The following is an 11,373-nucleotide window of genomic DNA, read 5'->3' on the forward strand; positions in this document are numbered from 1 at the left end:
GTATCGTTCGGAATCGAAGCGGGGCGAGCGTTCCGATTCTACGGGAGGGATCTGTGATGCAGAAAGCCATGCACACGATCGTCGAGCGACTGGGCGAGGCGATCCGGACCATGTCCATCGATGCGTTCCTCGATGCGTTCGCCGACGACGCGGTGTACGAGTTGCGGTTCGCCATGCCAGGACAGCCGCGAAAATTCGCGGGAATCGACGCCATTCGCACCCACATGAAGGCGCGGACCGAAGGCGGCATCGCCCAGATGTTGTCGTTCGGGGAGATGAACACCACCGTCTACGAGAGCGCCGATCCGGAACTGATCGTCGTGGAGTTCGAACCCGCCGGAAAGGCACGCGGAAGCGGTACGCCGTTCCGTTTCGCCTCCTCGCTCGGAGTCATCCGGGTACGCGACGGCGCGATCGTCTCCTACCTCGACTATCCGAACCCGCTCGGTGCGGCCGAGGCCGCCAGGATGCTCCCCCAGTTAGGGGCGCTACTGGCCGGATCGCCGCCGGCCTCGGGAGCGCGCGAGGTGGCCGAGAAACTGATCCGCGCCTCGGCCGCCAACGACCACGAAGCCCTCCTCGCGCTGTACGCCCCCGACGCCGTCATCGAGATCCCGTTCGCGCCGCCGGGCGTGCCGAAGCGGTCGGCCGGCCGGGATCGGCTGCGCACGCGACTGGAGGCCGTACGGGAACTGCGGCGCTTCGACAGGGCCGAGGTGATGTCGATCCGCGAGACCACCGACCCCGAGGTGGTCGTGGCCGAGTACACGCTGCACGGACGCGTCACGGCCACGGGCGAGCCGTTCGCGATGACGTACCTCATGGTCTTGACCGTCCGCGACGGGCTCATCGTGCACTCACGTGACTACGGCGACCCGCTCGCCGCCGCCACGCTGCTGCGCGAGGCGCCCGGTCTCAACCTCGGGCGTGATTAGTCACGAGCTGGTGGGCGTGATCGTGAAATAGGGGGACATGTCGAGCTTGTCGGGGACCTCCAGCAGCCGGTGCAGCAGCTTGCCGTCGAACGCCACGACACGGATCTCGTCGTGGGCGCCGTTGTCCTCCTCCCAGCAGTACAGTCGCGACTCGTCGTACCAGCCGAGGATCTTGTCGCAGTCGGAGGAGAACCTGCGCACCTGCCGGCCGGTGGCGGAGTCCCAGAGACAGTGGTCGCCGTCGGCGCCACCCGGGCAGTCGGTCACGAACGTCTTCCCCGAGGGCGAGAAGAGGTCGAGGGTGCCGGACGCCAGCGGCCCGGCGTTCGAGATGTCCCGCGTACGTTTGCCGGCGGCGTCGAAGAAGCGCAACCCCTCGTCGTCGCCGTACTCGATGACCACGCCCTCTTCCCGCTCGTCCCAGCCGAAGTCGCTGTCCCGGATCGTGTCGTCGGCCACGTCCTCGACCAGGCGAAGCCTGCTCTGGGCCACGTCGTGCGCGGCCACGTCGACGATGCCGAAGCCCACGGTGCGCCAGACGGTCTCGCCCTTCTTGTCCTTGGACTTCCTGTTGATGTTGAGGAGGAACTTCGTGCCGTCCCTCGACCAGCCGCGGATGGGGGCGTCCATCGGCTTGTGTACGGTTTTGATCCGGAAGCTGGAGCCGGTCTGCCGGTCGGTGATGAGGATCGAGTCGTAGCCGTCCGAGGTGTAGCCGTGCGGCCTGCCGGCGAGGTAGCGGCCGTTCGGGGAGACGTAGGAGTCCAGGTTGCCCGAATATTTGTCGAACTCGCCGCGCGGCGACCGCCGGGCATAGTCGACGTCCTCGTCGAGCTTCTTGTCGTAGAGCTCGTACGCCAGCAGCGCGACCCGGTCGGACGGCCGCTCGAAGAGCTTGATCGAACCGCCGGGCAGCGTGGTCTCGACCGGCGTGTCCGGCGTGGCCTGCCTCGACGGGGTGGCGGCGGCCGACGAGGCCGTGACGGCCTGCGGGGTCACGGGCGCGGACGGCCGCAGCCAACCGGGCACGGCGATCACGGCCGCCACGACGACTGCTGCGACCAGCGCACCCACCCCGATGAACACGGGCCGGCGCGTCGGCTTGGTGAGCCCAGCCGACGAACCGGCCCCCAGACCACCCAACGACGCAGCCCTTGAACCGGCCTGCGGGCCAGCCGACGGCGCAGCCCGTGGACCGGCCTGCGGAGCGGCCGGCGGGCCGGCATGCGAACCGGCCCCCAGGGCGGCCTGCGGGGCGGTCTCCGGACCGGCCGGGCGCGAAACCCCCGACCCAGCCTGCGGGCCGACCGACGGAGCAGCCCCCGACCCAGCCTGCGGAGCAGCCCCCAGACCGGCCTGCGGGCCGACCGACGGGGCAGCATGCGAGCCGGCGGGCGGGCCGGTCCCCGGGGTGGCCTGCTTTGTGCCCTCGGCGAGAGGGTCGGCGCCGGGTGCCGGGTTGCGCAGCAGGCTCGTGATCACGTCCATGGCCGTCGGCCGGCCAGACGGATCCTTGGCCAGGCATCGCCGCACCAGGTCGCGTAACCGCCCCTCCAGCGAGCCCAGATCAGGCTCCTCGGTGAGCACCCGTTTCATCACGGTATGCGGCCCCGCGGACCCGAACGGCGCCCGGCCGCAGGACGCGTACACCATCGTGCCGCCCCACGAGAAGATGTCGGCCGCCGGCCCGAGCCCCTGCCCCTCGATCTGCTCGGGCGCCATGTAGGCGGGCGTCCCGATCTGCGTGCTGCTGGTCATGGTGGCCGGGGTGAGCACGCGCGCGATACCGAAGTCGATCACGCGCGGACCGCCAGGGCCCATAATGACGTTGCCGGGCTTGAAGTCCCGGTGCACGACGTCCACCGCGTGGATCGCGGCGAGCGCGGTGGCCGTGCCGATGGCCAGCTGCTCCAGGCCCCCGCCCGCGAGCGGACCGTCCTCCCTGACGAACCGGTCCAGCGAGCGGCCCTCGACGTACTCGCTCATGATGTACGGCCGCCCCTGCGCGACCCCCGTGCTGAGCACGGTCGCGGTACAGAACGGCGCCACCCGCCGGGCGATCTCCGCCTCCCGGAGGAAGCGCTCGACACCGCCCTCGTCATCGGACGGGCTCAGCCACTTGATGGCCACCTGCGCACCCATCGGCGTCTTGGCCAGGTAGACGACGCCCTGCCCGCCCTGCCCCAGCCGGCCGAGAAGCGTCAGGCCACCCAACTCCTGCGGGTCGCCGGAAACCAGCGCTGCGAAGTCAGGCATACGGTAATTGTGCTGCTACGCAGTGGATCTTTTACAAGGGCAATTCTTCCAGAACTTCTTTCTGTCAATGCCGCCCGGGACCCCTCCCGGAGGCCGCCGGTTACCGTTGGTTCCCGGAGAGGTGGGGAGATCGGCGACATGGCGTGGACGACGCGCAGGCCCCAGAACAAGGTGGAGATCTTGCCCAAGGAGCCGGGAAACCCCGCTGACCCGGCCGAGCCGGGCACCCTCTACGTCCACGGGACCAACGGCGGGATCCGCGTCGCGCCGGACGCCGGGTTCGATGTGGTGTTCGGCCGCTGCGAGCCGGATGTCCACGTCTGCGTCGGCCCGAACGACCCGTACGTCAGCCGCCAGCACGGATACGTCACCTACGAGGATCCCCAATGGATCCTGCACAACCTGGGCAGACTCCCCATCCGCCTGCCAGGGGGCCGGCTGGTGCTCACCGGGCATCAAGCGGCGTTGCCGGCGGGCCACACTCCGCTGTTCATCGTCGCCCCCGAACAGGAGCACCTGCTCGAAGTACAGATCGCCAGAACTCCGGCCGTCCCCGGCCCGGCGAACCGCCAGGAGGCCGACACCCGCACGCCGAACGGATGGTCCCTGAGCCCTGTCGAACGCCTGGTCCTGGTCTGCCTCGGCCAGCGCTACCTCCGCCCCGAACCCTGGCCACAGCCACTGACCTGGGCGCAGGTAGCCGACGAGCTCCGCCGGCTGCGCCCCGACGAACGATGGACCACCAAACGAGCCGCCCACATCGTCACCCAGACCCGCAAACGCCTCAGCGCCAAGGTGCCGGGCCTCCTGGAGGAGGAGATCCCGCCGCCGCTGGGCAACGCCCTCAACCACAACCTGATCATCGCGCTCCTGACCAGCGCCACGCTCGGCTCCTCCGACCTCCGCCTCCTCGACGAACGCGACGAACGCGACGAACGGGGTGAACGTGGTGAACGCGACGCACTCGATGAACGCGACGCACCACCTTGACCAGACCGCTTGACACCTAGACCCGACCGAGTAGCGCACCCACCTGGGCGAACTTTAAGCGTTCACTCAGGTTGACCCCATAGCGTGACTCAGATGTCTATCAACCTGGCCGCCCGCGAAAGCGGCGGCGGACTGCGGACCGAGCTCCGGACGCACGCTCCCCCGCCGGCCCGCCGACAGACCTGGTTGGACGCGCTACGCGGCGTCGCCGTGCTCGCCGTGCTCTTCGAGCACCTGCTGGACCCCCTGTTCCCCGAAGTCCGCACGACCGTCAGCCCCTGGTTCGACTTCGGCCAGTTCGGCGTCATGGTGTTCTTCCTCGTCAGCGGCTACGTGGTCCCGGCCTCCCTCGAACGGCGCGGCAGCGTCTCCGGCTTCTGGATCAGCCGCGTGTTCCGCATCTACCCCCTGTGGATCCTCGTCGCGGCCATCGGCACCGTCTTCGGCCTCCTTCAGGTGTACTCGACCCTGCCCGCCCAACTCGGCGACCGCCCGGCCATGTCCGCCCTGGCCCACCTGACGATGCTCCAGGACTTCCTGCAGACGGTCAGCGTCGTCAACGTGTTCTGGACGCTGTCGTACGAGATGCTGTTCTACCTGCTGGTGACCGCGCTCTTCGTCGCCGGCCGGCACCGCGCGAGCACCGGCACGCTCACCCTGGCGACGGCGGGCATCCTGGTAGGAGGCCTGCTCCCGGCCGGCGCGCTGTCACAGGCTTTCGGTGGCGACACCGTCGTCGTGATCGCCGCCGTCGTCATGATCACGGGACTCGCCGCGATCCTCACCGGCGGCCATCGTGTACGCCTGTACGGCGCGGCCGCCCTGGCCCTCCTGGCCGTCGTCCTCCTGAGCGCCAACAGCCGGATCGGAGCATGGCAGAGCCTGGCCATCATTGCCACCATGTTCGCCGGAACAGCCCTCTACCGCCTGGACCAGGGGCAGGTCAGCCGAAGGGCGACAAGCTGGGCGATCGGGCTGGTCCCCGTCGCGTCCATCACCGCCGCCATCTGGTTCGGCCCCGGCTGGGGCATGCCGGACGACCAGGCCCTGGCGTTCAGATGGAGCTGGTCCACGGCCGTCGCACTGGCCTGGCTGACCTTCCTGATCGCCCGCCGTACGCGACCAACCGGTTTTCTCGTACACCTCGGCCTGATCAGCTACTCCGTCTACCTGCTCCACCCTCTCGCGATCCAGGTCCTGCGCCGCCTGACCCCGGACCCCACCCAGATCCAGCTCCCCGAGCGACTCGCCTGGTCCCTGGCGCTGCTCGCGGTGGTGATCGCCTGCGCCAACCTGAGCTACCGCTACATCGAGAAACCCGCACAACGACTCGGCCGCCGTCTGAGGCCCTCTATGACCCGGTTGATCGCCCGCGCACGGAATTGACCGTTCCAGCAACCGCCGCGATCGTGAAGGATTTTTGCCACATTCACCGGCAAAACCGCAGATCAGGGACTCGCGACAACGTGAAATGGGCTCCATACCGAAGGCGGATCCAGCATCCTGGGAGTGGCCGCATCCGGAGCCCGGCCGTATCCGCAACGTGGTCACCACGCGCCCCCACTGCCCCCTTCGAAGGAGTCCGTCGTGACTCGGTATGCCATCGACCGCGCCCGAAACGCGCTCACCGCTCAGTGGAGCACCGGCATCGGCGACACCGCCATCACCGTGACCGAACTGCCCAGCTCCTCCCTCCGCCACCACACGATGCGCCTGGCCGCCTGTCTGACCGAGCTGTCCACGATCTGCTGGCGCTGCTACACCCATCCGGCCGCCGCCACCGACCAGCAGGGCCCCGGCAGCCTCGGCTGGCACCGGCGGCAGGAACGAGACGCCTTCACCACCATCCTGCCGACCCTGACCACCAAGTCGATCTCCTCCTCCCCCGCCACCAAGGTCGAGGAGGCGGCCCGGTCGGTCGGCCGGGTGCTGCGCGATCTCGACGGGACCCAGCTCACCACCCGCGTCATCACCGACGTCGCCGCCGAACTGGCCGCCGTCGAGCAGGCCGAACGCGGTGACCTGTCCGGACGGGCCGAGCAGGCGGCCGCGCTCAGCCGCGAGGACGCCTCGCCGCTCCAGGTCTCCCAGGCCGACACCCTCCTGCAGCGCCATCCGTTCGGCAGCGAAGCCCTCCGCACCCAGATCGACCCCACCGCCGCCGCCATCGCCGCCGCCCACTGGCTCTACGCCGCGGTCGCGATCACCGCCCGGCGCACCGGCATGCACCCGGTCCAGGTCATCGCCGCGACCGACCAGCAGGCCAAGCCCCTCGCCACGGAGAGCCTCTCCGACGTCATCGCGCTCATCGGCGCCGGTGGGCGGCCGCGCGACGTGGCCATGCTCCTCGTACGCAACGCGCTCCACGTCGCGGAAGGCCACCTCCGCGGCATCACCGAGGCCCGCCACCGGATCACCGCGGCCGAGCAGCTCATCGAGAAGGCCCAGGCCGACCACCCCGAACTCGACCTCGACTCCGACAGCATCCACCTGCCGCTCACCTCGCTCAACCCGACCCGCCCCGCCCCCGACCTGCTCGAAAACCTGCTCCACGGCATCGACAGCTGCTGGCGCCTGTACGAACGGCACGCGGCCATCGAAAGCGACGAGCCGCAGGAGAAGCTGCTCGACCTCTTCCTCACCTCGGTCCGGCGGGAAGCGGCGGCCAGAAACAAGCACCTGCTGTAACGACTGGACCCGTTCGTTCTTCGTGCGGTACAACTTCCGCAGGGTGAGAGAGCGCTCTCTCGCACGGCGGAAGGGACGTACCGCATGAAGATCCCCCGAACGTTCGTCCTCGCGCTGGCCACCGCCGTCATGGCGGCGGGCACGCCCGCCGCCGCGACGCCACCCCCCACCGCCCCCGACCTCGGCCCGAACGTCACCGTCTTCGATCCGAGCATGCCGATCGGCACGATCCAGGCCACCCTCGACGCCGCGCACGCCGCCCAGGCCGACAACGAGATGGGCACCACCCGCCACGCGTACCTCTTCAAGCCCGGCACGTACGGCACCGCCGAACAGCCGCTCCAGGTCAAGGTCGGCTACTACACGGAGATCGCCGGCCTCGGCGCCTCGCCCACGGACGTCGTCATCAACGGCAAGGTCGAGGTCTACAACCGCTGCCTGGCGGACGGCGGCACCGGCAACTGCCTCGCGCTCGTCAACTTCTGGCGCACCCTGTCCAACCTGTCGATCAACGTCAACGCGACCGGCCAGGACGGCTGCCGGGCGTCGGCGAACTTCTGGGCCGTCTCCCAGGCGGTCTCCTTACGCCGTCTCAACATCGGCGGCGGCAACCTGTCGCTGATGGACTACTGCACCGCCGGCCCGCAGTACGCCAGCGGCGGCTTCATCGCCGACTCCAAGCTGCCGGCCGTCACGAACGGCTCGCAGCAGCAGTGGCTGACCCGCGACAGCGAGGTCGCCGGCTGGTCGAACGGCGTCTGGAACCAGGTCTTCTCGGGCGTCGCCGGCGCCCCGGACGAGGCCGGCTTCCCGAACCCGCCGTACACGACCCTCGACACCACGCCCGTCAGCCGGGAGAAGCCCTACCTGTACACCGACGCGCAGGGCAGGTACCAGGTCCGCGTGCCCGCCGCCAGGAAGAACACGCGCGGCGTCTCGTGGGCCACCGGTATGACGCCGGGCCGCACGCTGCCGATCACCGACTTCTTCGTCGCCAGGCCGTCGGACTCGGCGCAGGTCATCAACCGTCAGCTCGCCCGCGGCAAGCACCTGCTGCTCACCCCCGGCGTGTACGACGTCGCGCGCGGCATCGAGGTCAAGCGCCCCAATACGGTCGTCCTGGGCCTCGGGCACGCCACGCTGACCGCCGTACACGGCTCGATCCCGCTCGACGTCGCCGGCGTGCCCGGCGTCGTCATCGCCGGCGTGACCATCGACGCGGGCCTGAAGAAGTCACCGGCGCTGCTGCGGGTCGGCCAGAGGCACGGCAGGAACTGGAGCCGCGCGGACGACCCGACGACGCTGTCCGACGTGTACTTCCGGGTCGGCGGCCCGCACGTCGGCAAGACCGACGTCGCGCTGGAGGTCAACGGCGACCACGTGCTCATCGACCACGCCTGGGTGTGGCGCGCCGACCACGGCGTCGAGGGCTTCACCGACACCCAGCGCTGGAACACCAACCTCGGCAGGTACGGCGCCGTCATCAACGGCGACCACGTGACCGCGACCGGCCTGTTCGTCGAGCACTTCCAGCGGTACAACACCGTCTGGAACGGCGATCACGGCACGACGATCCTCTACCAGAACGAGCTGCCGTACGACCCGCCGGCCCAGGCCGACTGGATGAACGGCGACGTCGAGGGCTGGGCCGGCTACAAGGTCGGTGACCGGGTGAAGACGCACAACCTGTACGGCGGCGGCGTCTACGTCTTCAACCAGAACAACCCGCGGATCCACACCGAGAACGGCTTCGAGGTGCCGCGGACCCCGGGCGTCCGGCTGCACCACATCATGACGGTCAACCTCAGCGCCGGCACGATCGACCATGTCGTCAACGGCGTGGGCGACGCGGCCGACACCACCAAGGTCGGCGTGCCGGTGTACATCACGGACTATCCGTGATCGAATAGAGATCACCACGGTCGTCGGCAAATGCTCGCCGCGCTGATCCCCGTGGGAGGCTCGGCGCTCGCCAGAGGTTGATCAGCCCCGCAGGACCACCGGGAGGGCGACCAACCGGCTGCCCTGGATGCCACCGAGGTCGGCCTGCCGAAGCTCGGCGTACGGCACCGCGAGACGAGCGGACGGAAAGTCGCTCCGCAGGACCCGCACGACCGCGCCCAGCTCCAGTTGCGCGAGCTGGGCACCGGTGCAGTAGTGGTGGCCGGCCCCGAACGTGAGGTCGGGCCCGATCGGGCGGCCGGGATCGGTGTTGATGCCCTGAATGTCGATGAGCACCGGCGAACGGGCGGGAAGCCGCACCCCGGCCAGCTCGATCTCGGCCGAGGTGAACCGCCAGAGGCTGTACGGCGCGGGCGAGTGCAGCCGCAACGTATCCCTGACGAACGCGTCGACCGGACCCTCCTCCGAGGAGAAGGCGCGGGCGAGCAGGAACCCCAGCGACGGGTCGGTGGTGAGCTGCCCGGCGAAGATGAGCGTGAAGATCAGGTAGTGGAGCTGCGTCTCGGTGATCTCCTCGGGGACCCGGTCGCGCAGCTCGACGGCGAGGCCGTCGCGGCCGTCGCTCAGCGCGGCGGCCGCCAGGTCGCCGAAGGCGGCCATTGCCCTCCCCACCTCCTCGGGCGTCTCGCCGTACATGCCTCGGCAGGCGGCGATGGCCTGGTCGATCCGGTCGAGCGGTACGCCGAGCACGTCGCAGACCACGGTGAGAGGGAACCGCGTGGTGAAGTCGGCCATCAGATCCACCGTCTCCCCTCGGCCGGCGAGCCGGGTGAGCAGGTCGCGGGCGATGTCCGTGATGCGTTCCGTGTAGTCGTTCATCCGCCGGGCCGTGAAGAGCGGGGCGTGCGCCCGGCGCAGCCCCTCGTGGGCGGGGCCGTCGAAGGTGGTGAGCGACGGCTGGGCGGCGGCGGTCGGTTCGAGCCCAGCCGTCCGGGGGTCCCAGCTCGCCGGCGCGTATGCCGGGTCTTTCACGATCTGGGGGTGTACGAGGGCTTCGCGGGCAAGCGCGTTGTCGGTGATGATCCACGCCGGGCCACTGGCCGGAGCCTCGGCCTGGACGAGGGGGCCCGCGGCGCGGAGTTCGGCGCGGGCGGGATGGGGCTCGTCGATCCCCCGGACGGTGCTGGCGAACGGGTCGACGGTGAGTGCGGGCATCAGATCTCTCCTTGCCGGGATGGCATAATGTCACTGCATAACACAGTAGCTGCGCGACGCAGTTAATGTACAACACAAATTACTGCACGGCGCAGCGAAATCGGATGGAGTGGTCTCACGATGACGGACAGGGAGGCGCTGATCGCCGAGCTCGTCGGCGTCGCGGTGCCCGGCTGGGCGATCCTGGTCGTGCAGCTCAACAACGTGGTCGCCGAACGGCTGGGCGTCACCGACACCGACGTGCAGTGCCTGCACGTCCTCGGGCGGCACGGCCCCGCGACGCCGGGCGTGCTGGCCAAACACGTGAACCTCACGACGGGCTCCGCCACCCGCATGATCGACCGGCTGGTCGCGGCGGGCTGCGTCCGGCGCGTGGCCGACCCCGGCGACCGCCGGCGGGTGCTCGTCGAGCCCACCGAGTACGGCCTCGAACGCGTCACCGCCGCCTACGCGGGACTGGTCGAACGCACGCGGGAGGACCTCGGCGCGTTCGACGACGGCGAACTCGACGCCCTCGTGCGTTTCATGAAGGCCGCCGTGCGGAGCACCACCGCCGAGATCCACCGGCTCAAGCCGGAGTAGGGCCAGCCCTACCGGCGTTCGGGGTATCGCCGGGAGAGCGCCAAGCTGAAGCCGTTTCTATGGTTTTGGCGTGGCCCTTTTTCGCGTAACCGTTTCCAGTACGCTCGCGCTTGGCTGCTTGACGACCACGTTCCCCGCCCAGGCCACGGTCGCGCCCCGCGGCGCCGTGGTCTCCTCGACCCAGGTGGAAAAACTGGACAAGGGCCAGGTCGCCGAGCGGCTCAAGGCGACCGGCATCGACCCGGCCCAGGTGAAGTACGGCGTCACCGCCTACCGCGTGGTCTATCGCACGACCGACGCCAAGGGCCGGCCCACCACCGCCGGCTCGACGCCCGGGTGCTGGTCAGCGGCTTCTCGCAGGGCGGTCCGGCGACCATGATGGTGGGACGGGCCCTGCAACAGGGGCGGGACCCGCACTTCCGGCTGGGCGGGCTGGCGCCGATCGCCGGGCCGTTCGACCTCAGCTCCTTCGAGGCCGCCGACATCGCCAAGGCACTGCCGCCGACCTCCGCGAAACTGTTCACCGCGCGGTTCCTGGACCGGGTACGCGAGCCGACCGGCAAGCTGAAGGAACTGCTGACGGCGCTCGACTCCACCTGCGACTGGAAACCGGCCGTACCGGTGCGCCTCCATCACGCCAAGGGCGACCAGGACGTCGCCTACGACAACGCCCTCTACTGCCAGAAGAGGCTGCGCGCCCACGGCGCGACCCAGACCCTCACCGACGCCGGGGACGTGGACCACAACCAGACCGTCCGCAAGGCACTGCCGCTGGTGGTCGCCGGCTTCGCCAAATAGTCGGCTG

At 69.7% G+C, this 11,373-nt stretch carries 10 protein-coding genes; 8 read left to right on the forward strand and 2 right to left on the reverse strand.

All coding sequences use genetic code 11. The features are described 5' to 3' along the window. The first annotated feature begins 56 nt into the window (after positions 1–56). Entirely contained in the window at positions 57–935 is an 879-nt protein-coding gene (locus tag C4V41_RS33680) for a nuclear transport factor 2 family protein (RefSeq protein WP_103960021.1), read from the forward strand. Here the strand turns inward: C4V41_RS33680 and C4V41_RS33685 are convergent, their stop codons facing one another. Further along, a complete protein-coding gene (locus tag C4V41_RS33685) occupies positions 936–3,191 on the reverse strand; it encodes a serine/threonine-protein kinase (RefSeq protein WP_103960022.1) in 2,256 nt (751 codons plus the stop codon). Positions 3,192–3,329: 138 nt separating this feature from the next. Between C4V41_RS33685 and C4V41_RS33690 the strand changes: the two genes are divergently transcribed. The 4 genes from C4V41_RS33690 to C4V41_RS33705 all read left to right on the forward strand — a co-directional run bounded on the left by C4V41_RS33690 (position 3,330) and on the right by C4V41_RS33705 (position 8,771). Next, a complete protein-coding gene (locus C4V41_RS33690; protein ID WP_103960023.1) occupies positions 3,330–4,181 on the forward strand; it encodes an FHA domain-containing protein in 852 nt (283 codons plus the stop codon). Between the two features lie 93 nt (positions 4,182–4,274). Further along, the gene (locus C4V41_RS33695) at positions 4,275–5,567 is read left to right on the forward strand and encodes an acyltransferase family protein (RefSeq protein WP_103960024.1); all 1,293 of its coding nucleotides are present in this window, start codon (positions 4,275–4,277) and stop codon (positions 5,565–5,567) included. A gap of 201 nt (positions 5,568–5,768) precedes the next feature. Then, a complete protein-coding gene (locus tag C4V41_RS33700; protein ID WP_103960025.1) occupies positions 5,769–6,869 on the forward strand; it encodes a hypothetical protein in 1,101 nt (366 codons plus the stop codon). Positions 6,870–6,953: 84 nt separating this feature from the next. Then, on the forward strand, positions 6,954–8,771 hold the full coding sequence (locus tag C4V41_RS33705) for an adenylyl cyclase (RefSeq protein WP_103960026.1): 1,818 nt from the start codon (positions 6,954–6,956) through the stop codon (positions 8,769–8,771). Positions 8,772–8,852: 81 nt separating this feature from the next. Here C4V41_RS33705 and C4V41_RS33710 read toward each other — a convergent pair whose 3' ends face one another. Beyond that, positions 8,853–9,986: a cytochrome P450 family protein gene (locus C4V41_RS33710; RefSeq protein ID WP_103960027.1), complete on the reverse strand. Its 1,134-nt coding sequence runs from the start codon at positions 9,984–9,986 to the stop codon at positions 8,853–8,855. Between the two features lie 120 nt (positions 9,987–10,106). On the opposite strand from C4V41_RS33710, the gene C4V41_RS33715 reads away from it, so the two are divergent. From C4V41_RS33715 to C4V41_RS33720, 3 genes are all read left to right on the forward strand, one after another. Beyond that, positions 10,107–10,568: a MarR family winged helix-turn-helix transcriptional regulator gene (locus C4V41_RS33715; protein WP_103960028.1), complete on the forward strand. Its 462-nt coding sequence runs from the start codon at positions 10,107–10,109 to the stop codon at positions 10,566–10,568. A 118-nt stretch (positions 10,569–10,686) separates the two neighbouring features. After that, on the forward strand, positions 10,687–10,947 hold the full coding sequence (locus tag C4V41_RS63295) for a hypothetical protein (protein ID WP_200824417.1): 261 nt from the start codon (positions 10,687–10,689) through the stop codon (positions 10,945–10,947). Beyond that, positions 10,944–11,366: a hypothetical protein gene (locus C4V41_RS33720; protein ID WP_200824418.1), complete on the forward strand. Its 423-nt coding sequence runs from the start codon at positions 10,944–10,946 to the stop codon at positions 11,364–11,366. Before C4V41_RS63295 ends, C4V41_RS33720 begins: the two co-directional genes overlap by 4 nt. Positions 11,367–11,373: the final 7 nt, after the last annotated feature.

This window comes from Nonomuraea solani (assembly GCF_900108335.1).
GTDB lineage: Bacteria > Actinomycetota > Actinomycetes > Streptosporangiales > Streptosporangiaceae > Nonomuraea > Nonomuraea solani.

What these genes read in the sequence shown, in the direction of transcription:
- C4V41_RS33680 (WP_103960021.1), top strand. Translation starts at nt 57, where the DNA reads ATGCAGAAAGCCATGCACACGATCGTCGAGCGACTGGGCGAGGCGATC.
- C4V41_RS33685 (WP_103960022.1), bottom strand. Translation starts at nt 3,191, where the DNA reads ATGCCTGACTTCGCAGCGCTGGTTTCCGGCGACCCGCAGGAGTTGGGT.
- C4V41_RS33690 (WP_103960023.1), top strand. Translation starts at nt 3,330, where the DNA reads ATGGCGTGGACGACGCGCAGGCCCCAGAACAAGGTGGAGATCTTGCCC.
- C4V41_RS33695 (WP_103960024.1), top strand. Translation starts at nt 4,275, where the DNA reads ATGTCTATCAACCTGGCCGCCCGCGAAAGCGGCGGCGGACTGCGGACC.
- C4V41_RS33705 (WP_103960026.1), top strand. Translation starts at nt 6,954, where the DNA reads ATGAAGATCCCCCGAACGTTCGTCCTCGCGCTGGCCACCGCCGTCATG.
- C4V41_RS33710 (WP_103960027.1), bottom strand. Translation starts at nt 9,986, where the DNA reads ATGCCCGCACTCACCGTCGACCCGTTCGCCAGCACCGTCCGGGGGATC.
- C4V41_RS33715 (WP_103960028.1), top strand. Translation starts at nt 10,107, where the DNA reads ATGACGGACAGGGAGGCGCTGATCGCCGAGCTCGTCGGCGTCGCGGTG.
- C4V41_RS33720 (WP_200824418.1), top strand. Translation starts at nt 10,944, where the DNA reads ATGATGGTGGGACGGGCCCTGCAACAGGGGCGGGACCCGCACTTCCGG.